This is a genomic window from Hymenobacter lucidus (assembly GCF_020447265.1).
In the GTDB taxonomy this organism is placed as follows: domain Bacteria; phylum Bacteroidota; class Bacteroidia; order Cytophagales; family Hymenobacteraceae; genus Hymenobacter; species Hymenobacter lucidus.
This window is the reverse complement of sequence record NZ_JAJADR010000001.1, coordinates 1,538,836-1,563,026: the sequence shown is the minus strand read 5'-3', so window position 1 is coordinate 1,563,026 and position 24,191 is coordinate 1,538,836. Positions and strand designations below refer to the sequence as shown.

14 protein-coding genes are annotated in these 24,191 nt (G+C 58.0%); 8 read left to right on the top strand and 6 right to left on the bottom strand.

Features of this window, described 5'->3' with window-relative positions; translation table 11 throughout:
* Nucleotides 1-137 precede the first annotated feature (137 nt).
* The 3 genes from LGH74_RS06610 to LGH74_RS06600 are packed head-to-tail and all read left to right on the top strand — an operon-like array spanning nucleotide 138 to nucleotide 9,531.
* Nucleotides 138-4,466: a hypothetical protein gene (locus LGH74_RS06610; RefSeq protein WP_226173565.1), complete on the top strand. Its 4,329-nt coding sequence runs from the start codon at nucleotides 138-140 to the stop codon at nucleotides 4,464-4,466.
* Entirely contained in the window at nucleotides 4,463-9,262 is a 4,800-nt protein-coding gene (locus tag LGH74_RS06605; protein ID WP_226173563.1) for a DUF6443 domain-containing protein, read from the top strand. The genes LGH74_RS06610 and LGH74_RS06605 overlap by 4 nt, the downstream gene beginning before the upstream one ends.
* A 14-nt stretch (nucleotides 9,263-9,276) precedes the next feature.
* Nucleotides 9,277-9,531, top strand: coding sequence for a hypothetical protein (locus LGH74_RS06600; protein WP_226173561.1), 255 nt, complete (start codon nucleotides 9,277-9,279; stop codon nucleotides 9,529-9,531).
* Between the two features lie 188 nt (nucleotides 9,532-9,719).
* Here LGH74_RS06600 and LGH74_RS06595 read toward each other — a convergent pair whose 3' ends face one another.
* A complete protein-coding gene (locus tag LGH74_RS06595) occupies nucleotides 9,720-11,765 on the bottom strand; it encodes an alpha-amylase family glycosyl hydrolase (protein ID WP_226173560.1) in 2,046 nt (681 codons plus the stop codon).
* A 338-nt stretch (nucleotides 11,766-12,103) separates the two neighbouring features.
* On the opposite strand from LGH74_RS06595, the gene ggt reads away from it, so the two are divergent.
* Nucleotides 12,104-13,870 (top strand): gamma-glutamyltransferase, encoded by a 1,767-nt coding sequence (gene ggt / locus LGH74_RS06590; protein WP_431357443.1) that lies wholly within the window; start codon nucleotides 12,104-12,106, stop codon nucleotides 13,868-13,870.
* Between the two features lie 233 nt (nucleotides 13,871-14,103).
* Here ggt and LGH74_RS06585 read toward each other — a convergent pair whose 3' ends face one another.
* Nucleotides 14,104-14,502: a hypothetical protein gene (locus tag LGH74_RS06585; RefSeq protein WP_226173556.1), complete on the bottom strand. Its 399-nt coding sequence runs from the start codon at nucleotides 14,500-14,502 to the stop codon at nucleotides 14,104-14,106.
* Nucleotides 14,503-14,614: 112 nt separating this feature from the next.
* Here LGH74_RS06585 and LGH74_RS06580 point away from each other — a divergent pair, with 112 nt between their 5' ends.
* The gene (locus LGH74_RS06580) at nucleotides 14,615-17,656 is read left to right on the top strand and encodes a TIM-barrel domain-containing protein (RefSeq protein ID WP_226173554.1); all 3,042 of its coding nucleotides are present in this window, start codon (nucleotides 14,615-14,617) and stop codon (nucleotides 17,654-17,656) included.
* Between the two features lie 68 nt (nucleotides 17,657-17,724).
* Here the strand turns inward: LGH74_RS06580 and LGH74_RS06575 are convergent, their stop codons facing one another.
* From LGH74_RS06575 to LGH74_RS06565, 3 genes are all read right to left on the bottom strand, one after another.
* Nucleotides 17,725-18,177 carry a hypothetical protein gene (locus tag LGH74_RS06575; RefSeq protein ID WP_226173552.1) on the bottom strand — a complete coding sequence of 151 codons (453 nt, stop codon included), beginning with the start codon at nucleotides 18,175-18,177 and terminating at the stop codon, nucleotides 17,725-17,727.
* Between the two features lie 7 nt (nucleotides 18,178-18,184).
* Nucleotides 18,185-18,991: a penicillin-binding transpeptidase domain-containing protein gene (locus LGH74_RS06570; RefSeq protein ID WP_226173550.1), complete on the bottom strand. Its 807-nt coding sequence runs from the start codon at nucleotides 18,989-18,991 to the stop codon at nucleotides 18,185-18,187.
* Between the two features lie 127 nt (nucleotides 18,992-19,118).
* Nucleotides 19,119-19,526, bottom strand: a complete 408-nt coding sequence (locus LGH74_RS06565) for a YciI family protein (RefSeq protein ID WP_226173548.1) — start codon at nucleotides 19,524-19,526, stop codon at nucleotides 19,119-19,121.
* Between the two features lie 256 nt (nucleotides 19,527-19,782).
* Between LGH74_RS06565 and LGH74_RS06560 the strand changes: the two genes are divergently transcribed.
* From LGH74_RS06560 to LGH74_RS06550, 3 genes are all read left to right on the top strand, one after another.
* Entirely contained in the window at nucleotides 19,783-20,736 is a 954-nt protein-coding gene (locus LGH74_RS06560; protein ID WP_226173546.1) for an aldo/keto reductase, read from the top strand.
* Nucleotides 20,737-20,896: 160 nt separating this feature from the next.
* A complete protein-coding gene (locus LGH74_RS06555; protein ID WP_226173544.1) occupies nucleotides 20,897-21,316 on the top strand; it encodes a DUF983 domain-containing protein in 420 nt (139 codons plus the stop codon).
* 143 nt (nucleotides 21,317-21,459) lie between these two features.
* Entirely contained in the window at nucleotides 21,460-22,890 is a 1,431-nt protein-coding gene (locus LGH74_RS06550; protein ID WP_226173542.1) for an alpha-amylase family glycosyl hydrolase, read from the top strand.
* Between the two features lie 316 nt (nucleotides 22,891-23,206).
* On the opposite strand, the gene LGH74_RS06545 is transcribed toward LGH74_RS06550, so the two are convergent.
* On the bottom strand, nucleotides 23,207-24,061 hold the full coding sequence (locus tag LGH74_RS06545) for a pirin family protein (protein WP_226173541.1): 855 nt from the start codon (nucleotides 24,059-24,061) through the stop codon (nucleotides 23,207-23,209).
* Between the last annotated feature and the right edge of the window lie 130 nt (nucleotides 24,062-24,191).

Here is a 24,191-nt window from a genome sequence, read left to right as displayed (position 1 = left end):
ATGCCAATTCGGTATTGGGGAAAAGGAGCTGTATGCACAACGAGTACACCAAAAGTATTAGGACAGTACGTGTTCTAAAAAAGAATTTCTTTAGTAATACTACAACTCGAAGTTTAAGTTTACTATCCCTGCTTTTTTTGGGAGTTGGCACTACCCCGATTCTTGCTCAGCAAGAGGTTTCGGTTGATCAGTTTACGGGTACTGCCCACGTAACAATTCCTATTGCTACTCCCGAGATTAAGGGGCTGACAATGCCTGTTATTCTTTCTCATGCTGCTAGCGGCGTGAAAGTAGATAACAGAGGAGGATTGGTGGGGGTCAACTGGTCCTTGGCAGGGTTACCCACTATTAACCGGGTAGTCCGGGGCTTACCCGACGACTTCCGGCCGGATGCTAGCGTCCAAACGAAGCGGTATGGCTGGTTGAGTGCCGAAGCGCAAGCCCAACCGCGTAAAGATGCTTTAGCAAACTTTACGGACTATACCTATCCGTTGGATAAGACGGTTTGCACTACGGCTGCTGAAGGGCAAGCCAAGGCACTAATCAGCCTATTGGAACAGCCTTCTGGTACGAATAACCCGGCAACAATGTACGACTCCGAACCGGATGTTTTTTCTTATTCCGTACCGGGGCACTCCGGCCATTTCGTGTTCGATGCGACTGGCGCTGCTCGCACCATCCCTTATGATCCGATTATGCTTACGCAAGCGCGAGGCTATGCGGAAGATGGCGCTAGCTATATTAATAAATTCGTTCTTAAAACGCCTGAAGGAATGGAATATCAATTTGATGTTCCAACCGTGACCCGAAAGGCCAGTATGGAACAAACTGCTACTCCCAGCTACTTTGCCCGCGAGTACTATTATTACAAAGACCAAAATGGGTATAACAGAACTTGTTTTGGTGTAACATTTGCCACTCAATGGAATGCTTCTCGAATAAGCAATCCACAATCCGAAAGCATTTATCTCACCTACAGAACGACTCCTGACCAGTCGGAAGTATCCTTGCAAAATAATTCTTTTGGTTATTTTGACTCAGCTAATCCCTACGAACTTCATAAGGACTATACTTGGCTGATAGAGCGTAACAAGCAAATTCTAACGGAGATTACTACACCTACTTTATCCATCGTTTTGGATAATAATCCAGAACAAGATGGTGATGGCTATTATCTAAACCGTATTACTATTTCTTCTTTACTGAGAAGCACCGATAATTTAGTAAAACAAATATTCTTTAGTTACACGGAAGTACGCCCAACGGACCGATCAACTCAAGGTGACTGGAAAGATCAGGACTCTCATCTAATTGAGACCTCTTCTTCTCTAACCAAGCGTCGGTTCTTGACCAACGTCAAGATCCAGCCAATCTGCGGACTGCCGGCTAACTATTACTTCACGTACCATCGCATAAACCCAGTTACCGCCATTGCCGCTATTCCGCCTCCGCGGTGCTTGGAGCGTGACCTCTGGGGCTATATACGGGTGGATTTCGAAGCCTCGATTGAACCGCAAATATACGGGTACCCAGGGCCGCAAGGCGGCCCCACTGACCTTTCCGCCCAAGTGCATCCGAACGCGCCCTACCGCCTATTTCCGTTGCCCAACACTGGCAGCCGCCCCGGGGAGTTTCAACTGAACGGCGGCGACAGAAGGCCCGCCGGCACAGAGCAGCCCCCGTGGAAATCGAATGGCTGGCCTGACCCCACCGGTAGTGGTCAGGGCAATTTCTTCGAGGAGTCTACGCTGCTGGGCACCTTAACGGAAGTGCGGCTGCCTAGTGGCGGCAAGATCAAGCTGGAATACGAGCCCCACCGCTTCTACGACCCGGTAGCGCAGGCCTCCAGCTGGAATGGCACGCTGCCCTACTATGGCCCCGGCACCCGCATCAAAACCGTGAGCTGGACCGACAACGCAGCTAACGCCAACGCCATCTGGCAGAAACGAAACTATAGTTACACCCAAACCAGCGGCGAGTCGAGTGGCCGCTTGCTGCGGATGCCCTGCTTTGCCTTGCAGGTACCGCCAGCCAGCGCAACTCCAACCAACCTTTGGGCGGCGGCCACCATCCGCTTTAATGAGGATATCAACATTGATGCGTTTGAAGACCGGCCGCTGGGCTACGGCCGCGTTACGGAGTCTGTTTCGGGTCGGGGCAGTAGCGTCACGACTTTCTCCCTAACTGGTTTGGGCATTGCCGATGAAAGCAGCAATCTGGCAAGCGCCATGGCTCCCGCCTGGCAACGAACCGTGATAGGGCTAGCTCGCATGGCAGCAGGCTGCACTACCCCGAACGCGCCCTATTCCCCTGGCTACGATGGTTATCCGCTAGCCCCGAGTAGCAGCTTGCATTTTGCCCGGGGCCTCCCGCTAAAAGTGACCCACTACGCCGAGCCAGTAGGGACAGCGGCTCCCGTACTGGTAAAGGCCCTCGACTATAACTACGCATTCCGGGATTTACGACCCGCCTCCTCTGCTTGGGTTATGGGCTTCACTTACGACCAGATAGGCTCAGCCTCGCCAGCTGTGTATGCCTGCGCCCGCTACCAGTTGCTTACAGATTGTCAGATTGCCTTAGTTGGCGAAACCCAGACTACCTACAACCAGGAGCTGACCAGTGCCGCTGTATCGTCGCTCACACGCTATGGCTACAATGCCCAGGGCCTGTTGACAACACTGGTACGCACGGGCAGCAATGGGCGCACGTATCGCACCCGTTACAAGCACGCCGCCGATTATGCTTTACCCCCCTCCAGCTCTTCCAACTTATCGGCTGGTATCCAGCCTTTGGTAAAGCGCTACTATGATGAAAAGATAACGGGCGACGTAATTGAAACCATTGAGGAGGTTATCACCGTCAACACCAGCATGGTTCGCCAGGTACAGTTGCTGGGTGTAACCCTGAATACATACCGTATGGAAGCCGGCACCTATAGCCAAATGAGCCGGCCTTATCAGGTACTTGCCTGGCAACCAGCCACCCCGCAGACGTATGCAGACTCTGCCAGAGCGGTTGTTGAAAATGGTACCTGGCAATGGAAATATGACGTTGCGCATTTGCGCCCCGAGCTAGCCATTGAAGAAGTAAATGACAAACACGCGCCTGTTTCCGTCAATAAAAAAGCGGGCCAGCTCATCAGTGGCGTACACTTAGGCTACCAAGGCAACTTGCCGGCACTGCAACTCCAGCATGCGTATGCTTCGGAGGCCCGGTTCTCAGACTTCGAGTCGACTTTACCCTGGCAATGGCAGATCAACCCGGCAAATACGGAACCGGGCGCATCGGCTGCTCGCACTGGCAGCAAAGGGCTGCTTATGGGCTCCGGAGTAACGCTGAAAGCCTCCCTGCCAATGCCGGCTAGCACGACCAGCCTGCCAACCTACCGCTTGAGCCTATGGGTGAAGTCGCCTTCGGCGGGCAATCTGGTGGTGCAGGTGATTACCACCAGCTCTAGCGCTGTGTTTTCCACCAAATCAGTGGCAGTTACGGCTTCTGCTTCCGAGTGGCAGCACGTGCAACTAGCCATGACGCTGCCGTCGGCTAACCGCCAGAACTACTCTGTAGTGCTAAGCAGCGACGGCCCCGCTTTTAAAGTCGATGATGTGCTGCTGCTGCCTACCGCCGCTATTGCTCAAAGCATGACTTATGACATTCGTTTGGGCAAAACCTCCGAAACGAATGACCGCGGCGAAACCACCTTCTATGAATACGCCGGTTCCGGTAAGCTGACTTTGGTTCGTAACCATCGGGGGCATATCGTGCGCCAGTTTGATCGACAGGCGCTGGGCCAGGCCGAGGAAGACCTGGTGGATTTTTCCACCGAAGGAGTATGGGAATCAGGACGGCCTATCCAATTTACTTCCACCTACAACTGCGCGAATTCCATCAGCTACGTGTGGAGTTTTGGCTCGACGGCGGCGGTAGTTTCAGACGTGAATGCGGCGACTCCGACCTGCACTTTCCCTGTGGTGGCTACCGTGCAGAATTACACGGTTACGTTGCAGATTACTACTCCAACAGGCGTACGCTCCAAGTCGAAAGTCATCAGTATAGCACCGCCCCCGCCGCGTATTACAAGCTTCTGTATGAACGGGGTTACGCAATATGATTTGTGCGGCAATAACCACGCTACTGAAAGCTGCTTAGGCCGCAGCTTGCCGCCTAATAACCAGACAGAATATTGCGTGACGCTTAGTGAGCCCTATACAATTAATAGTGGCAGTGGTATTGTGGCGGAAGTTGATTGGGTCATTTATACTCATAATGGAACCACTTGGGTTCTTGACACTAGCCTACCCGAGAATTACATAGTAAATGGCAGCAATTCTACCACTAGCTCTGTATTGGTTTTACGCAATGGCGTCCGTCGCTTTCGGGTACAATGCCGGCTTAGAAATTCCCCACAAGTAATTTCAGCGCCGCTAGAAGTAGGTCATTTCCAAAGCTCATATCCTTGTCAATGAAAACAATCTTACCTACTAGCGAAATGACTAACGTGCGGGCTATGCAGTCATACCTTCAGTACATCTTTTTTGTAACCCTATTCACACTTCAGCTGCTACCAGGTCATTCCTTTGGACAAAACAGGTCCTTTCCTGCTGCAACCAGCATATACATCACGCTTGCTGACGACACCCCTATAGCCGGGCCGATTGCCTTGTCAACGGGCCTTACCCTAAAAGCACATGGCACTTATGGTGTTTGGAGCCGAAACGGCATTGCACTAGCAAATAACTACAGTTCGACTTTAACTATAACTCAGCCCGGGATATACACTGCCACTACCAGCTATGACACTTATAATCACATCCTTAAGAAGCAGGTAACCTCTTTTATTAGTGCGCAAGACATTGTTGTATACGATGGCAGCACCGTTAATGGAATGCCTCTTTCGTTCAGCAAGGAAACTACCGTATTGAAGCGGGGACTATTGCTGGGAGCCGACTTAGCCACACTCGCCATAGCCGAGAAAAACCAGCAGGTAACATACTGGGACGGACTGGGAAGAGCCGAACAAAAAATCCAGATAGAGGGCTCACCTGCCAAGCAGGATCTGGTTAGCTTCCAGCAGTATGACCAGTTTGGTGGCACTCCCCGCAGCTATCTGCCATATGCTAAGACGGCAACCGCTGCCTCGGCCCCGTATCATACTGACGCGGCAAACGAACAGAACGACTTCTATGATTTGGGAGCTCCCCGGGTAGCGGCAGATTTGCAGCCTTACTCAACGGCTACTGTTGAAGCATCACCGTTGGCCCGCGTTCAGCAGGCGACCCAGGCTGGTACCGACCGGGCAGGTCATCCCAATAAAATCTCTTACCAGACGAACCAGAGCAATGACCTTGTTCGGCGCTGGACCGGCTTGGATGGCTCTTCCTTTTATACCTCTAACTCGCTGTTTAAGCACGTACAAACGGATGCAGATGGCCGGCGTACCGAAACCTACCTCGACCTTAATGAACGCGTAATTCTGCAGCGCAGGATTATGGCAGAAACAGGCCGAAAGCTTGATACCTACACCGTGTATGACGATGCCGGGCGCACCCTGTACACCATTCCTCCGGGAGCCGTTGAGCGTCTGCCAGCTTCGGGTATTATTTTGGACAACACCTTCAAAAACCGCTGGCTCTATCAATACAGCTACGACGATATTGGTCGGGTAATAACGCGTCAGATGCCGGGTGCCAAGGCAATTCACATTGTATACGACAAGTTGGACCGGCCGATTCTGGTGCAGGATGGCAACCGCAGAACGACAAACTCCTGGTACTTCACCAAGTATAATGCGCAAGGCCGCGCCGTTATTGAGGGCCTCTACACCGATAATACTAGTACGCAGCGCACGCAGCTACAAGCCTTGGCGGATGCCTGGACTGGCGGCTCGGCTGAAGACCGATTACCTGCCACACCCTACACGACTTACACCACCAATCAGACATTCCCAGAGATTACGGCAAGCAACGGTACTATTCTGTCGCGCTCGTTTTTCGATGACTATGACCTGGATGCCAATGATCAGCCCGACTATCAGTATCAAACCCAGGTGTTGGGCCCGAATGTAGTACAGCCAGAACCGTCAGCACGCACACGTGGGCGGTTGACGGTAACTCATAAGCGCATCGTACTTGAAAACAACTCGGGAACGCCACAGTACGGCGGCTGGCTCGTCTCGGTCCTGTTTTATGATGACTACGGCAACCTGATTCAGAAGCAGGGCAACAACCACCTGAATGTAGCTACTACATTGTCGGATATTACCACGATGGTGTACCGGGAGCAAGGCTTTGTACCCCAGCTTTTATTTACGCACAAAAAGCAGGTAGCGCCCACCGGAACCGTCGTTATTCGCAACCGATTTGGCTATGACCACGCCGGCCGTTTAGTGGATGCCTGGCAGCAAAACGAGCTGAACTCGCAGAAGCAGCCAGAAATTCTTTTAGCGCACCATGTCTACAATGAGTTGGGTCAGGAAGTCGAGAAAAACCTGCACAGCCGCGACAACGGGGTTTCTTTTCTGCAATCAGAGGATTTCAGCTACAATATCAACGGCCAGCTTACGGCTATCAACAACAGCGCCCTAACCTCGGGCAGTGCCAGCTACGATGATGCCAACGATGTGTTCGGTATGGAACTGCTCCGGGAACAGACCGAAGAAGGCCTGTATAACACGGCCCGCTACGATGGTGGAATATCGGCCGTAAAATGGCACTCACGCAATACGGCCCAACAAAACCAGCCCGAGCGGGAACGGGCTTATACCTTCGATTACGATGGCTTGGGTAGGTTGCGCAACGCCGATTATCAGGCGAAAGAAGCCGGCTTTTGGGGAGTAGAGACAGGTGCATATGACGAGCGCAACATTACCTACGATGCCAACGGCAACATCCTGACCCTGAAGCGCTACTCGCAGGACAACGGTACCACGACACCACGCCTCATCGATGATCTGACCTACAACTACAACCTGCTCTCGACCAACGGCGGCAACCAGCTGCGCAGCGTTACCGATACTGGTGACCCTAACAGTGGTTTCCGGGACGCGGGCACTCTCAACAATGAATACCAGATAGATGACAATGGTAACATCAGGCGCGACGATAATAAGGGCGTTGATTACACGTATAACGTCCTAAACAAAGTTGACAGACAGCAGAACAGTCCTACCCAAAGCATCACCTACCACTACAGCGCGGAAGGCGTGGTGCTACGGCGTACGGTGAGCGGGCTGCTGGAAAACCGCGCGACAATAACCAGAACCTTCGATTACGTTGATGGCTTTGCCTACGAGTCGGTGGGTAGCTCCGCTCCCCTGCTCGCCTCGGTGCCCACTACGGAGGGTAGGGTGCTGCTGCTACCCGACGACCCTACCAAATTCGTATATGAATATCATCTGCGCGACCATTTAGGCAACCTGCGCGTGGCTTTCCGCGCACAAAGCAAAACGGAAGATTTGCATCTGGCTTTTGAAGGCCAGCCAACTCCTACTGAAGAAGGCGCCTATCCAAAGTTTCAGGGCGTAGCGGCTTCGCGCGTAGCGGGCACCTCTTATCATGCCGGCAGCACCACGCCCGGAACCTACGCGGGGGCTGTATCGGCAACCCAGGCCGGGCCCCATACCCGCATTCCGGTGGCGCACGGCGACCATCTGAAGCTACGGGTGTACTATCAGACGCCGAACGGACCGCAGTACCCACTGGCCCCGGCCGAACCGATGACGATGGTACGCAAGGCTCCTTTGCTGGCAGTGGCTCCGCTGATTGGGCCGCCGCGCATTGCCGAGGCAGAGCACTCCCGCCCGCAACCAACGTTGGGCGTGCAGCTAAACGTGCTCGGGTTATTAGGTAGCCTTCGCAAACAGGCTGTCGTTGCGGAATCGATGGCGCCGGCGGGGCCGATCCTGCCTCCTCAGCAGCGCTATGCCTACTTGGCCTGGACGTTGTATGACGACAAAGATCAGCCGGTATCCTCGGGGCGGCAGAATGCCTCGGCTTACTTCGACAATGCTTGGCGGCCGCTGGAAAAAGTACTGGATATTCAGCTGCCCGACGCCGGAACTAAGAACGGCTACCTGAAGGTACAGTTGCTGAACGATGGCACCCAGTCAGTATTCTTTGACTCCCTGACCATCCGCCACCCCAAAGACGAGCTGCTCATCTCCCAGGAAAACCACTATTATCCGTTTGGCCTAAACCTCAGCGGCGTAGCGGTAAACACCCAGCCCGGCGAAAAAATCAGCAAAAACCAGTTTAACGGCGGCTCCCAACTGCAAGATGAATTACTCGGCGAACAGGCTACGTACAGCACATTCTTCCGCACCTACGACCCCTTACTCGGTCGCTTCCAAGGAATTGACAGTAAAGCTTCCAGCTTCGCTGATGTATCGCCCTACCAATTTGCGCTGAATGACCCAATCAATCTGAACGACCCGAACGGTGATGAAGCTACCGTGTATATCAACGGCCGCCCCGCCAACCCACGCAACGTATATGGTCAGCGCGTAGTAGACGACTACACGGGAGCCAGCTGGATGAACTACCAAGAAGGAGTAACCGTAATGGGTGGCCCCTCTCTACCAATTGCTGAGATAATGGCGCAAATGCGCCAGATAGGACTCGTAGGGAAATATAATGCAAATGGCAGCTATAGCTTTCCTATCTACACATGGCATGTACTAGACTCAAAGAGAAGTGAGTCTACTGGAAAGACTTACATGGCTGGGTACTCCTTTAGGTCGGGTACCCTTACTTTAAAAGGCACTCCTTATAGTTTAAATTTTTATGGGGAATTTTCGGGAAAAATAAGCCTAGGACCTCAAATTGGGGCAGATCTTTCCAAAGAACTAAGTGCAGAGATAATAGGTGGCGCTTGGAATATGGCTTCTTTCAGCTACAATTCACGTGAAGACAATAGACCAAAAGTAGATGGTGTTCTTATAAATAAACTTTTGGGACAACCTGATAAATCAAAGGTAGATTTTGGAGTAGGAGCTGCGTTTTTAGGACTTGGATATTCCTTTGGCCTAGAGGGAGTTGAAAATGGACAAGGCATAATCAAGCCAGACTCCTATACCAATACCCTTAATTTACCGACTGGAATCCCCTTTATAAATTATTACTTTGAAGGCAAAACTTCACTCCAAGACAACAGCACCATATATAATGTTGGAATTGAAGTTTCTGGAAGCGCTAGAGCAATTTTAGGTGCTGAGATAAAGGCAAGAGTTGGCGTATCAACCGCTCGTGATACAAGACCTCATTAAAATCTTTTTTTCGAATGAGAAATTTCCTAGGTATTGTTGCAGGAATTGCACATGTATTTGCCCTTGGCATTATCATTGGTATGATATTAGCAAAATCAGCAAAGTATATTTTAAATGAAAATGAATTGGATAATCCGAATTTAAAGAATATCAAAATTCTCTTTACGATTTTTGACAAATTCAAACCGATATATATTATCATTATATTATTCATTCTGGCGATAGTAGATATATTCTTTTATGATTATCTATTCGAATTAAAAAAATAATCATCAAGTCTTATACACCTAGACTAAAAGAAAAAATTGTTACCACCTTTGTTACGCCCACTAAGGCACCGTACTAACTATAAAAGCGAATGCTGTTGATAATTATCAACAGCATTCGCTTTTATAGTTAGTACGGGTTTGCAGTGCTATACCAACTAATGTTTTTGGTTGGTATAGAAGTTATAAGCTCAACCTACTCTCATCAAAACTAAAACCGTGCGGTTCGTTACGTACAGGCTCAGCTTGTTGACCTCATCTTCCCGGAAGGTTTCGTAGATAAGGGAGTCGTCCACGCGCTGAAAGCCGCCGAACTGGGCCGCGTCGGAGGTGAGGATGATGCGGTAGCGGCCGGGCTGGGGCACGAAGAAGCGGTAGTCGAAGATGCTGGCCGTGACGTGGAAGTTGAAGATGAAAATCAGGCCGCCCCGCTCGAAGATGAGCACCTGGTTGTTGTTATCCTGATTGAGTTCCTTGGCCGGGGCGGCCGAAAGCAGGCGGCGCTGCCGGGCCGTGGTTATCATGGCCTTGTCGAAGGCCTGCAGGTACTGGTATTTCAGCTCGGGGTTGTCGGGCAGGCTCCACTGCCGGCGGGCGTGCTGGTAGCTCCAGTCGTTGCCCTGGCGCGGGAAATCGACCCACTCGGGGTGGCCGAACTCGTTACCGATAAAGTTGAGGTAAGCCTCGCCGCCCAACGCCAGCGTGAGCAGCCGGATCATCTTGTGCAGGGCCAGCCCCCGGGCTACGATGTCGCTCGGGTCGTCGCGGTGCATGTGCTCGTAGATGGCCGCGTCCAGGAGCCAGTGCGAGAGGGTTTTGTCGCCCACCAGGGCCTGGTCGTGACTTTCGGCGTAGGCTACGGTTTTCTCGCCGAGGCGGCGGTTGGTGAGCGTGTACCACACCTCGCCCAGGCTCCAGTCTTCGTCGCGCTTGTGCTTGAGCTGCTTGATCCAGAAGTCGGGAATGCCCATGCCCAGGCGGTAGTCGAAGCCGATACCACCCTCGGCAATGGGTCGACACAGGCCGGGCATGCCGCTCATGTCTTCGGCAATGAGCAGGGCGCCGCGCTTCATTTCGTGGATGAGCGTGGTGGCTAGTTGCAGGTAAAGCACTGCATCCTCGTCCACCTCGGGCCCGAAATACTGGTCGTAGCTACCAAAGGCCACCCCCTCGCCGTGGTGGTGATAGAGCATGCTCGTGACGCCATCGAAGCGGAAGCCGTCGAAGTGAAACTCTTCGAGCCAGTAGCGCAGGTTACTCAATAAGAACTGCTGCACTTCGGGCTTGCTGTAGTCAAACAGCTTGGAGTCCCAGCCGGGGTGGTTGCCCCGCTCACCCTCGTGGAAATATTGCCCGCCCGAGCCGTCGAAGTTGGCCAGGCCCTCGGCTTCGTTTTTCACGGCGTGCGAGTGCACTACGTCGAGCAGCACGGCAATGCCCCGGTTGTGGGCCTCGTTTATCAGGTGCTTCAGGTCTTCGGGCGTGCCGAAGCGCGAGGACGCGGCAAAGAAATTGGCGACGTGGTAGCCGAAGGAGCCGTAGTATGGGTGCTCCATGATGGCCATCAGCTGAATGCAGTTGTAGCCTAGCTCCTGCACCCGGGGCAGCACTTTTTCGGCAAATTCGAGGTAGGTGCCCAGCCGGTGCTCCTCGGTAGCCATGCCCACATGAGCCTCGTAAATGAACGGCTCCCGCACATAATTCTGAATCCGGAATTTCTGGTCGGTCCAGGTAAAAGGGGCTTCGGGCCGCCACACCTGAGCCGCGAAGTCCTTAGTATCCTCATCCTGCACTACGCGGCGCACGGTGGCTGGCAGCCGGTCCTGGCCCCGCATGGTATTGGCCACGTGCACCTTGTAGCGGCTGCCGTGGGTGAGGCGGCCGGCGTAGTCCTTATCGGCCAGAAACACTTCCCACACGCCGTCGGGGCCTTGTTGCAGGGGCGTCGCACCCCGGTCCCAGCTGTTGAAGTCGCCGGTGAGCGACAGATACGTAGCGGCCGGGGCCCATTCCCGGAACCAGTAGCCGCGGCGGCGGCCGTCGTAGGTGAGGCCCAGGCGCTGGTGGGCGGTGGCAAATTTGGCCAACGAGCCGTACTGGCTGGTGATATCGGCCAGGCGCTGTTCCAGGCGCTGCTGGCGGGCCTGCAACACGGGTTCATAGGGCGCCAGCCACGGGTCGTTTTGTACCAGGGGCAAGGTGGGCGTAGCGGCGGTAGTCAGCGAAGAGGTTTCCATAGCAACGAGGGAGAGTTAGGCCAAAACTACGATTCCCGGCGCAGTAGCAGTCGGGTTTCGCAAGGTAGCACTACGCACGGCCGGTTTCAATGCACGAGCCAGCCGAGGACTCTCCACACCCCACCGGCCCCACCGGCCCGCAGCGGGAAGGTTGCCGGCCGGTGGGGGTGTAAACAAATTTTTTTTTAATTGTTTACACCCCCGGTAGACCATCCGACCTGGGTGTAAACAAAATTTTTTTTAACTGTTTACACCCCGTTGGCAACCCCGGGTCCACGAAGGCATTTTCACTTACGCGTGTGCGCCGCCGTGGCCGCTTCACTTATCTTCACCACATGATGCATACTCGCCTTTCCCTACTGGCGCTGGCCGCGCTGCTTGCCTGCACCCGCACGACGGCCCCTACTTCGGCCGTCACTACTCCTGCCGTAACGCCCAGCCCGGCGGCAGCTACCGGTTCACCGACCACTGCTGCCGGGCTGGGCGTTACGGCAGCCAATGCCATGGTGGTGTCGGCCCACCCCGAGGCCTCGCGCATTGGGCTCGACATTCTGCGCAAGGGCGGCAACGCTTACGATGCGGCCGTGGCTGTGCAGTTTGCGCTGGCCGTGGCGTTACCGGTAGCCGGCAACATCGGCGGGGGCGGCTTTCTGCTCTACCGTAGTGCCGATAAGCAGGAAGGCGCGCTGGATTTTCGGGAAACGGCCCCGGCCGCGGCTTCCCGGGATATGTACCTCGACAAGCAGGGCAACGTGGTGCCCAACCTGAGCACGGCGGGCCACCTGGCCGTGGGCGTGCCCGGTACCGTGGCCGGTATGGTGGCGTTGCACCAGAAGCTGGGCAAGCTCACCTGGGCCGAACTGGTGCAGCCCGCCGTAAATCTGGCCGCGCACGGCCTAGCCCTCACGGCCAAGGAAGCGGCGGGACTGAACAGCACCCGGGCGGTGTTTGTGAAATATAACCCCGGCAAGCCGCTGGCCTACCTGGCTCCCGGCAACGGCACCTGGCAACCCGGCGACACCATCCGCTACCCCGAGCTGGCCGCCACCCTGAGCCGCATTCGGGACCAGGGCCGGGCCGGGTTTTATGAGGGTCGTACCGCCGATCTGCTCACGGCTGAGATGAAGCGCGGTAAGGGCCTTGTTACGAAGCAGGATCTGAAGAAGTACGAGCCGAAGTGGCGAGCACCGCTGCACGGGCAGTACCGGGGCTACGAAATCACCACGTTTCCGCCGCCCAGCAGCGGCGGGGTGGCCTTGCTCCAGATGCTGCAGATGCTGGAGCCCTTCGACCTGGGCAAAGCCGGCTGGCACTCCCCTACCGGCGTCCACCTTATTACCGAGGCCCAGCGGCGCGTGTACGCCGACCGCGCCACCTACCTCGGCGACCCGGACTTTGGCCGGGTGCCGGTGACGCAGCTGCTCGACAAAAGCTACAACGCGCAGCGCATGACCACTATTCAGCCCCACCGGGCCACGCCCAGCGCCAGCGTAACGGCCGGCCCCGGCCTGCCGGCCTACGAGAGTGACCAGACCACCCACTACAGCATCGTGGATGCCCAAGGCAACGCGGTAAGCTGCACGACCACGCTCAACGGCGCCTACGGCAGCAAGGTGGTAGTGGCCGGGGCGGGGTTTCTGCTCAATAATGAAATGGACGACTTCTCGGCCAAAGCCGGCGTGCCCAATGCCTACGGACTAGTGGGCGGCACAGCCAACGCCATCCGGCCCGGCAAGCGGATGCTGTCCTCGATGACGCCCGCCATTCTGACCCGTAACGGCAAGCTGCAGATGGTGGTAGGCACGCCCGGCGGCAGCACCATTATTACGAGCGTATTGCAAACCATTCTGCACGTCATCGACTACGATATGACTCTGCAACAGGCTGTGGCCGCCCCGCGCCTGCACCATCAGTGGCTCCCCGACCAGATTGACGCCGAACAAGATGCCCTAACGCCCGCCGCGGCCGACTCGCTGCGCCAGCGTGGCTACCGCATCAACCCGCGCGGGGCGTGGGGCCGCGTCGATGCCATCCGCATCCTGCCCGACAACCGTCTCGAAGGCGGCGCCGACCCCCGCGGCGACGATACGGCGGTGGGGTATTAGTGGTGAAATTGTGGAAGGTGCAGTTGTGAAATGTGTCATTGCGAGGCACGAAGCAATCCGTCCTCCGCACAGTACGGTACACTCTTTTACCAGAAAGCCCTTTCTCGTTGGTACGGGAAAGGGCTTTTCACATTAGAAGGCTCAGCACATTTCAGAAGACGCATTGACGCCGCTTGAAACGCGGAATGGCTTACGCCTCGCAAGGGCACAAATTCACTATTTCACAACTTCACTTACACTCGGGGGCCGATGTAGCTTTTCAGGTTGCCGGAGGCCATAATCAGAAGCTGGCCGAGGTGGCGGAGCTGGTCGCCGATGCCGTTGTGCAGGTGGTTGCCGGCCAGGTCGTGGGTGTTGCTGGCGGCTTTGGAAGCCTGCTCGCCCAGGTGCTGGAGCAGGGCGCTCAGGCCGGCCCGGTCGCCGTTCTGGACGTAGCCTTTGAGCTGGCCCAGGTCGGCGGCGGCGGTATGCAGCACGGCGCTGTGGGAGTTCTGCAGTTGCGGGGTCCAGCTGTCGATAATGGGCAGCAGGCCACTGGGGTCGTGGGCGAAGGTGTGATTGTTGAACAGGTCGCCCAGGGCGAGGTTGGTCGAATAGAGGTGGTCGTTGAGGTTGTCGGAGGAAAGGGCCATGGTCGTAGGAATTGGGGGTTGAGCTTTGCTGTACGGGTGGCGCGGGCGGGTCGTTGCGGGCCGGGAGTTGGCGGCGGGGCCCTATCTTGGCGGCCCATTCCGTTCTGCCGCTATGCTTCCCCGATTCTGCCGCGCCCTGCTCCTGCTTTGGCTGTCCGTTGCCGCCGTGCCCACCCGAGCCCAGCGCGCCAGCGGCGGCCCACCTACGCAAGACCCGTTTGCGCGGCACGAGGTGGCGGGCGCTACGCGCGGCATTGGCAACTACCGCAGCCATTCGTACCAGAAAGGTATTCTGACCATCAACAGCACCAGCGGCGGCACCCTGCGCATCCGGCCCTGGGCCGAGGGCGTGGTGCGGGTAGAATACTTCCCGGCGGGCCAGCCAGTGGGCGAAATTCCGTCGGTGAGTGTGGTGCAAAAGCAGCCGTGGCCCCCAGAGCGGCTCAGCTGCAACCCCGGCTGCGACGGGCCACCACCCGCGGCTACGCTGGCCCAATACGGCAAGGACTTCTGCGCCGGAATCCGGGTATTTTCAACGAAAATCACCTGGCAGGCAGCTTGTCCCGGCGAAATCGTAATTCAGAAAAATCCGCTCCGCGTCAGCTACCAGCGCGGCCCCGAAACAATGGTTGCCGAAGCCGCCGGGCCATTTCAGGAGCTGGCGACGGGCCAGGAAACGCCGGGCGGCATGGGCGTTTCGTTTCGCCTCGCGCCCGATGAGCACCTCTACGGCACCGGCTCCCGCGCCCTGCCCCTGGATAGGCGCGGCCGCCGGCTCAGGCTCTACAACGAGGCCCACTACGGCTACCAGAACGGCGAGGCCACGCTGAACGTGAGCCTGCCCACGGTAATGAGCAGCCGGGGCTATATGCTGTTTTTCGACAACCACGCACCCGGCACGCTCGATTTGGGGGCTACCGAAAAAAACACGCTCGAATACCGGGGCGAAGGGCTGGAAAACCTGGCCTACTTCATTGTGGCCGGCCAGTCGTACGCCGAAATTCTGGACCGCTACACTACCCTCACGGGCAAGCAGCCGCTGCCGCCGCGCTGGGGGCTGGGCCTCATTCAGAGCCGCTTCGGCTACCAGTCGGAGCAGGAAATGTACCAGGTGGCCGGCCGCATGCGCCGGGCCGGTTTCCCGCTCGATGCGCTGGTGCTCGACCTCTACTGGTTTGGCGGCACCACCCGGCAGGGCGACTTTAGCTGGCAGCCCCGGCAGTTTCCCGACCCCAAGCGCATGATGCGCCGCCTCGACTCGGCCGGCGTCAAAACCATCCTGATTTCGGAGCCTTACGTAATGCGCGCCTCCCGCAACGACTCGCTGGTGCGGGCGCAACAGCTGGTGGGGCGCGACTTCAAGGGCCAGCCCTACACCGTCGAATCGTTCTGGGCGGGGCCAGCCACGCTGCTCGATATGGACCGGCCCACCACCCGCCAGTGGCTCTGGCAGCAGTACAATAGGCTGAAGCAGGACGGCGTGGGCGGCTGGTGGAGCGACCTGGGCGAGCCCGAAAACCAGCCCGCCGACATGCTCTACGACGGCGGCCCCACCCGCCGCATTCACAACGCCTACGGGCAGGCCTGGGCCAGCATCCTGCGGGAAGGCTACGCGCAGCAGTACCCGCAGCAGCGGCTGTTCAACCTGGCGCGCTCGGGCTGGGCGGGCATGCAGCGCAACAGCGTATTTCCGTGGTCGGGGGATGTAAGCCGCTCGTGGTCGGGGTTGCAGGCGCAGGTACCCATTATGCTGAGCATGGGTCTGGGCGGCGTGGGCTACATGCACTCCGACGCGGGCGGCTTCGCGGGCTCCAACATGGATGCCGAGCTGTACACGCGCTGGCTCCAGCTGGCCAGCTTGGGCCCGATATTCCGGCCCCACGGCGTGGTGGCCCCGGAGCCCTACCACTACCCCGAGCCTTACCAGAACAGCGTGCGCGACTACGCCCGCCTGCGCTACCAGCTGCTGCCCTACCTCTACACCCTGGCCTGGGAAAACGCTCAGACCGGCACCCCGCTGACCCGGCCCATGAACTACGGCGAAACCCGCCTTGACCCCCAGTCGGTACTGGCCTTGCTTTCCCCGGAAGAGGAAGCACAAAATCGGGACTCGGCCCTGCCGCTCGTGTCTACCTGGAACTGGAACACCAAGGCCTACACCGCCTGGGGTGCCGAGCGGCTAGCGAACCGGCAAGCCAAGGCTTTTGCGGCCAATAATTCGCCGGCCCTGCTCAACGTCAACGACCAGTATCTGCTGGGGCCCAACCTGCTGGTGGCCCCAGTGGTGCAGCCCGGGCAGCGGCGGCGCAACGTGGTGCTGCCCCCCGGCCGCTGGCTCGACTTCTATTCTCAGCAGGCCTTCGAGGGCAACCAGACCATTGGCCTACCTGCCCCGCTGGCCCGGGTTCCGCTGCTGGTGCGGGCCGGTGCTTTCCTGCCAATGGCTCCTTACGTAACCTCCACGGCCCGCTACCGCACCGATACGCTCAACGTGCGCTACTACGCCGACCCGACGGTGCTCGAGTCAAGCTTCACGCTGTATGACGACGATGGCAAGTCGGCCGGAGCTATCCGGAGCGGTACTTTCGACCTGATTTCCTTTACCGGCAAGCTTACGGCCGGGCTGGCGAAAATCCAGATTCGGCTAAGCGGCAATGGTTACCCCACGGCCCCGGCCTGGCGTACTATTAACCTGGAAATACCGCGCGTGAAGGCTGCCCCCACGGCCGTTATAATAGATGAGCAAACCGTACCGGCCACCGACTGGCAATACGAGCCTGCCCACCAGATGCTGCGTCTGCGCTGCCTGTTGAGTGAAAAGGACGTCACTATCCTGGTGCGGAGCCTTCAGCTTGATGCTACCGTTACCAGCACCGCCACCCCCGAAGTCCTGACCCTGGAAGCGCCTGGCAGCCGGCAGTTCAGCACCGGCACTGAGCTGCGCTATACCCTGCACACGCCCGGTAGCTACCCGCTCCTGATCCGAAACTCGCGGGGTGAAACAGTACGCACCTTTCCGCAACCACTGCAAAGTGCCGGCCTACACACCGTAGCCTGGAACGGCACCGATGCCCAAGGCCGGTCGTTGCCCAACGGCGTGTATACCGCCGAAATGCACGGCCAGCACCAGCGGCTGGTGCTGCTGCGGGAGTAAACAAGGCAGGTGGCCTGCTTCAGTCTGTCACCCTGCAGGACGTTCTACTTTCGGGTCTTACCGCACCATCAAAACCGGCGCAGGCGCTTTTTGCTCAGCTCGTAGCTGATAATGGCGGGCACGTAGAACGTAATATCGGCCAGGATTTTCGCCAGCAGAATACCGCCGCTCAGGCTGCCCAAGGCCCTGGGCAGGTAATACATCAGGGCCGGGCGAATCAGCAGGCTGTCGAATACCTCGGCCAGGCCGAATTCCACGACCAACGCCCGCAGGTTGCGCAGCAGCGTGCGGCCGGTGTAGGCCAGGCCGGCCGCATGGCGCTGCCGGCGCGTCTGCCAGATATCCAGGGTCAGAATATAGCCGAAGTAGGCCACGTTGCCGGCCCAGGTGCCGGCCAGGGCCGTGGCGGCGTAGCTGCGAGTCAGTCGGAAGGTGAGCCAGGCCGCACTGAGCGTGGCCAGAATCGACAGTACTTCGGCCGGACCGTAGCGCCGCAGCCACTCTCGCACCCGCGCCTTCATAGGGGGCTTAGTTGGGCAGCAGGGCCAGGTCCTGCAGAATCAGCTCAGCAATGGCCTGGCGGCCGGCTATAAATTTTTCGTCGGCGGGCTTACCATCTTTGGGCTCGGCATTCAGGGCAAACATGTACACGTTGCCGCCCTGTTCGAGCCAGCCCACAAACCAGCCATTGGTGAGCTTGGCGCGCTGGGTGTAGCCGCTGGTGCCGTAGAGCTTGTAGTGGGGCGTGGCTTTGAGCAGAAACAGCGACTTGGTCAGGGACTGGTGCTGAATGGCAGGGGGCAGCTTTTCCTCGTAGAGCAAGCGCAGGAAGTTCACCATCTGAAACTGGGAGATGCGCGAAACTCCGCCCTGCCAGAACGTGTGCAGCACTTCGGGCGTCACCACCATTTGGCCAAATTTGAGCTTGAGCAGCTGCTGCTGGTAGCGGCGCACACCTACTTCCTGGGCTATCTGCTGCATGCACGGCTGGCAGTCGGTGCGCAGGGCCTGGCGCAGGCGCAAATTCCGGTTCCAGGCTTCGTTCTCCCGCTTCTCCCGGTCCCAGACGAATACGTGGCTGGTATCGGCCAGTACGCCGGTTTCGAGGCCAATGAGGATGTTGGGAATGGCGAAGGTGGCGCCGGGCAGAAACCCCTGGCTGCAGCGGGCCACGTCGTAGGCCGTGAAGTGGTTGGTTTTCTGATCGTAGAGTAGAAACGAGCCCCGCAGGCCGTAGCTGTCGAAGTGTTTCTTGAAGTCGCGCTCGGTGAGGGCCTGGCCGCTGGCACTGAGCCGGACGACGAGTAACAAAAAAAGGAGGGCCAGAACGCGCATCGGGCAAAAGCTAAAGGTTGGGGTACGGTGACAGAAGAAGCGCCGTGGCAAGGTCTGTGCCCAAAGATGGCGAATCCCGGATTGGGGCGAAAAGAATGGCCCGGGCCCTACTCTCACCGCTGCCCGGCTACGGCTGCCGCGCTACGGTCTGCTTTTCCCAGGGGTAAATTTCCATCGTGAGGCTGCCGGCCTGCACGGCGGGGTCGGCGGCGGTGAGCTGCCGGGCCTGCTCGTAGCTGTCGGCGCTGAGGATGTACATGCCGCCGAGGGCACTGTTGGCGCCGGGGCAGCGGCCGGCCAGCCTGAGGCGGCCTTCCTTGGTGAGCTGCTGCAGATGCGCCGCGTGTCCGGCCCGGATGGTGGCTACGGTTTCCACGTCTTGCTGCTGTTTAACGGCATTTTTCAGCAGCACCAGGTAATAGGTTTTGGCGGGCGGGGCTGCCGCTTTCCGGCTTTTAACCGATGACTGGGCCGCTACCGGCGTAGAGCCAAGTAAAAGCAGCAGGGCGGGCAACAGAAGCACACGTTTTGTCATGAGAAGGCGCGCAAAGGCGGGACAGTCCGGATAAACTGTACGGAAAAATGCCATTCGAGTGGCGCAAATGGCATTAATTTGGGCTTCCCGCAGGATCAGCCCCAGGCCAGATTCCTATTTTTACCACTGATAATAAATGCGTTACGCCCCTACGAGCAGCTCCTGAGAAACAATTTAAAAATACAGCAGTAGTACTACGCCGCTGCCGCTGTAGGCCGCTCCTGGCTGATACCTCAACTCTTAACTTTCCTGCTCTATGGCTTCCCAACGCACTTTAGGCCGCTCCGACCTGCACATTACGCCGCTCGTGCTCGGCGGCAACGTTTTCGGCTGGACTGCCGACCAAGCCACTTCCTTCCGCATCCTGGACGCTTTCGTGGCCGGCGGCGGCAATGCCATTGATACCGCCGACGGCTATTCGGTATGGGTGCCCGGCCACGTGGGTGGTGAGTCGGAAACCATCATCGGCCACTGGCTGAAGCAGCGCGGCCGCCGCGACGACGTCATTATTGCCACCAAAGTGGGCTGGGAAGTGGATGCCCAGAACAAGGGCCTGGCCAAAGACTACATTCTGCGGGCCGTGGAAGGCTCGCTCAAGCGCCTCCAGACTGATTACATCGACTTGTACCAGTCGCACAAAGACGACCCAACAGTGCCGGTAGAAGAAACCCTAGAAGCCTACGCCCAACTGGTGCAAGCCGGCAAGGTGCGCGTTATCGGGGCCAGCAACTTCACGGCCGAGCGGCTGCGCGAGTCGCTCCAGGCCAGTGAACGGCACGGCCTGCCGCGCTATGAAACCCTGCAGCCGCTCTACAACCTCTACGACCGCGCCGACTTTGAGCAAAACCTGCTGCCGCTGGTACAAGAGCAGCATATTGGCGTAATTCCCTACTACGGACTGGCCGCGGGCTTCCTCACGGGCAAGTACCGCTCGGAAGCAGATCTGAAGAAAAGCGCCCGGGGCGGTGGCGTAGGCCAGAAATACCTCAACGACAAAGGCCTGCGCATACTGGCCGGCCTCGACGCGGTGGCGGCCCGCCATCAGGCCACGCCCGCCCAGGTGGCCCTGGCCTGGATACTGGCCCAGCCCGGCCTGACGGCCCCCATTGCCAGCGCCACCAGCCCCGAGCAGGTAACCGAACTGTTGCAGGCCACCGAGCTGCAACTCAGCCCCGACGACCTGACGCAGCTGAATGAAGCCAGCGCCTAGCCTGGCGGCTATTCTACGGACAACAGGAGTTGACTCAGCGGTGAGTCAACTCCTTTTTTGTTGGCCTGCATGGTTAAAACTGACTTACCAGACGGCCAGCCACCCATTCTGTGCGTAGGAAAAAAGGCGAGCTTTTCTCCAAAACCAACGTGCGTTTGTCATGCCTAAAATAGAATCATCTGCCCTGGCCTTTTTGGCCCTGCGCTGCCCGCGCTGCCACGAAGGGCCGTTATTTACGTACCCGGCCCTGAGCACTAAGTTTGCCCGCATGCCCGACAACTGCCCCGTGTGCGGGCAGGCCTACGAGCCCGAGCCGGGCTTCTACTGGGGCGCCATGTTTGTGAGCTACGGCTTCTCGGTAGCCATTTTCGCCATCAGTGGGGTGCTGTGCTACTACCTGCTCGGCGACCCGGCCGTGTGGGTGTATGTGCTGACGGTAGCCGTAGCCAGCATTCTGCTTATGCCGCTGGTATTTCGGTATTCGCGGGCCATTATGCTGTATCTGTTCGGCGGGGTGCGCTACAATCCCACTGCCACCCGGCACACCTCAACAAACTCCGGCTCGGCTTACCATTCCTGAGGTCGGCAGTACGATGTAGAGCCGCATATTTGCGGCTCTCCGGCGGCGCCGTTCGACCAATCGTCAACTGAGGAGACGTAAGGTTGCGGCTCTACATCGGTCAATTCCCGCCGGGTTTCGGGTGAAAAACGTTACTTGCCGGTATGCTCCACCGCACTCTTCCCGCCCTGCTGAGCCTGGGCCTGCTGGCCGCCGGCTGCACTTCCGGTTCTACCGAAAAGGCTGCCCCTCCCTGCGCCGCTATTCCGGCCGCCTACTCCGTGAAGCACCCGGCGTGGGCCGCCAACGCCAGCATCTACGAGGTTAACATCCGACAATACACCCCCGAGGGCACCTTTAAAGCTTTCGAGGCGCAGCTGCCGCGTTTGCAGAAGATGGGCGTGGGAATCCTCTGGATTATGCCCATTCAGCCGATCGGAAAGCAAAACCGCAAGGGCAAGCTGGGCAGCGCCTACTCCATCCGGGACTACCGCGCCGTAAACCCCGACATGGGCACCCTGGCCGACTTTCAGCACTTGGTAGCCGAGGCGCATAAGCTGGGGATGCACGTTATTCTGGATTGGGTGGCCAACCACAGCAGCTGGGATAGTAAGCTGGCCAAAGAGCACCCCGACTGGTTTACCAAAAACGAGCAAGGTGGCTTCCGGCCGCCGGTAGCCGATTGGCAGGACGTCATCGACCTCGACTATAGCAAGCCCGAATTGCAGCACTACATGCGGGAAAGCATGGCCTACTGGGTGCGCGAAGCTGACCTCGACGGCTTCCGCTGCGACGTGGCCGGCTTGGTGCCCACGCCGTTCTGGGAGGAAACCCGCGCCGCGCTGGAGAAGATCAAGCCGGTATTTATGCTGGCCGAGTGGGACGAGCTGTTTCCGCCCACGTTCCTGAGGCCCGGCGAGTTTGACCCCAACACCCACCTGCTGGAAAAAGCCTTCGACATGACCTACGGCCTGCGCCTGCACGACGTGCTCGACAGCGTGGCCCGCCACCAGCGCCCCGCCCACGACATCAACGCCTACCTGGCCCGGGAGCGGCGCATGTACCCGCCAAGCGTGTATTTGATGAACTTCACCACCAGCCACGACATCAACAGCTGGGACGGCAGCGAGTATGAGCGCCTGGGCCCTAACGTGCGCCCGATGGCCGTATTGGCTGCTATGCTGCCTGGCATGCCGATGGTGTATACCGGCCAGGAAGCGGCCCTGAAAAAGCGCCTCGCCTTCTTCGACAAAGACACAATTGAGTGGAATAGCTACCCGCTGGAAGACTTTTACACCAAGCTACTCACCCTCAAAAGACAGCACCCGGCCCTGCTCAACGGCGACCCGTGCAGCCAACTGCAAACCCTGGCCCCCACCGATTCGGCCAACGTGTATGCCTTTATGCGCCGCAAGGGTGAAGCCGCTGTGCTGGTAGCCGTGAACGTAGCCGCCAAGCCCCGGCCACTGCAGCTGGCCGGTGTGCTAGAAGGCGGCTACCGAGAAATCTTCACCGGCAAAATGCAGCGGTTGGATGCCGATACGAAGCTAGCTTTGCCGCCACACGGGTACGTGGTGTATGAGTTGGTGAAATAGTGAAGTGGTGAGGTTGTGCAGCGTGTCAATGTGAGCAAAGTGCGGCAATCCATCAGCTGAAGTGTGCCGAGCTTTCTTAATATGAAAAGCTCATGCTGTAACGCGACGTTCCGCTGCGCAAGTTGTCCGCGCCGCAGCAACGCCAATCGTTTAATGTCTCGCAAAGTGGAACTGCGCGTTGCAAGCAAAAGCCCTTTCCTGCCGCGGTAGGAAAGGGCTTTGTGGTAAAAGGACGGGACGACCTGCGCAGAGGACGGATTGCCACGGCTGCGCCTTGCAAGAACACGTTGGGCATTCGCACATCAGCACATTACCCCTAGTTCTGCCACTGGCCGAACTTGCCGCGGCGGTAGTCGTCGTAGGCCTGGTGAATCTCCTCTTCCGTATTCATCACGAAGGGGCCCTGAGCTACCACGGGCTCGTCGAAGGGCTGGGCATGGCCGAAGAGCAGCACGCTGTCGGGGCCGGCCTCGATGCGCAGCGCGGTGCCGTCGTTGTTGAACTCCACCAGATTCAGAGCCTCCACGGCCTGGCCATTGACGGTAAGCTGGCCGCGGATGATGTAGAAAAAGATGTTGTGGGCCGCCGGCACGTCGATGGTAAGGGCGCCGCCGGGCTGGAAGAAAATCGTATTCAGGTATACCTCCGACAGGGTTTCGAAAGCAGGCTTATGGCCGTCCCACTCCCCGGCAATCAGGTTGACCATGACGCGGCCTTCGTCGAGCGAGAGGCTGGGAATATCCTGCTTCTGCAAACCGATGTAACGCGGCTCGGTCATTTTGAGGCGGGCCGGCAAGTTCAGCCAGAGCTGCAGAATCTCCAGGTCGCCGCCGTGCTGCTTGAACTCCGAGGACGACACCTCAGCGTGAATCAGGCCCCGGCCGGCCGTCATCCACTGCACGCCGCCAGCGGTAATTACGCTTTCGTGGCCGCCGCTGTCCTTGTGCATAATGTCGCCCTCTAGAATAAAGGTGACGGTTTCCATGCCCCGGTGCGGGTGCGGGCCAAAGGGCAGGCCATTGTTGCGGGGCTTGTAGGTTTGGGGGCCGTGGTGGTTTAGAAACAGGAACGGGTCGACCTGCTCCAGGGTGCGTGAGGGCAGCGGCGAATAGGTTATCAGGTCGGCAATGGGCGAGTAGGCGGCGCGGTGGATTTTCTTGATGGTACGCATGAGTGGGGAAGGTCAGGGGTGCAGGCAGGTAAACCGGCTCGGGGCCGTTTTGTGAGGCAAGCGGCGCAAAACGCGACTTTGGCGTACGCACTCCGGCCGCCGGAAGATGCCCGCATTACCGGAGGCAGCC

Excerpts from the sequence above, each read along its gene's own strand:
- LGH74_RS06605 (WP_226173563.1), top strand. The coding sequence starts at position 4,463 with ATGAAAACAATCTTACCTACTAGCGAAATGACTAACGTGCGGGCTATG.
- LGH74_RS06600 (WP_226173561.1), top strand. The coding sequence starts at position 9,277 with ATGAGAAATTTCCTAGGTATTGTTGCAGGAATTGCACATGTATTTGCC.
- LGH74_RS06595 (WP_226173560.1), bottom strand. The coding sequence starts at position 11,765 with ATGGAAACCTCTTCGCTGACTACCGCCGCTACGCCCACCTTGCCCCTG.
- ggt (WP_431357443.1), top strand. The coding sequence starts at position 12,104 with ATGCATACTCGCCTTTCCCTACTGGCGCTGGCCGCGCTGCTTGCCTGC.
- LGH74_RS06585 (WP_226173556.1), bottom strand. The coding sequence starts at position 14,502 with ATGGCCCTTTCCTCCGACAACCTCAACGACCACCTCTATTCGACCAAC.
- LGH74_RS06580 (WP_226173554.1), top strand. The coding sequence starts at position 14,615 with ATGCTTCCCCGATTCTGCCGCGCCCTGCTCCTGCTTTGGCTGTCCGTT.
- LGH74_RS06575 (WP_226173552.1), bottom strand. The coding sequence starts at position 18,177 with ATGAAGGCGCGGGTGCGAGAGTGGCTGCGGCGCTACGGTCCGGCCGAA.
- LGH74_RS06570 (WP_226173550.1), bottom strand. The coding sequence starts at position 18,991 with ATGCGCGTTCTGGCCCTCCTTTTTTTGTTACTCGTCGTCCGGCTCAGT.
- LGH74_RS06565 (WP_226173548.1), bottom strand. The coding sequence starts at position 19,526 with ATGACAAAACGTGTGCTTCTGTTGCCCGCCCTGCTGCTTTTACTTGGC.
- LGH74_RS06560 (WP_226173546.1), top strand. The coding sequence starts at position 19,783 with ATGGCTTCCCAACGCACTTTAGGCCGCTCCGACCTGCACATTACGCCG.
- LGH74_RS06555 (WP_226173544.1), top strand. The coding sequence starts at position 20,897 with ATGCCTAAAATAGAATCATCTGCCCTGGCCTTTTTGGCCCTGCGCTGC.
- LGH74_RS06550 (WP_226173542.1), top strand. The coding sequence starts at position 21,460 with ATGCTCCACCGCACTCTTCCCGCCCTGCTGAGCCTGGGCCTGCTGGCC.
- LGH74_RS06545 (WP_226173541.1), bottom strand. The coding sequence starts at position 24,061 with ATGCGTACCATCAAGAAAATCCACCGCGCCGCCTACTCGCCCATTGCC.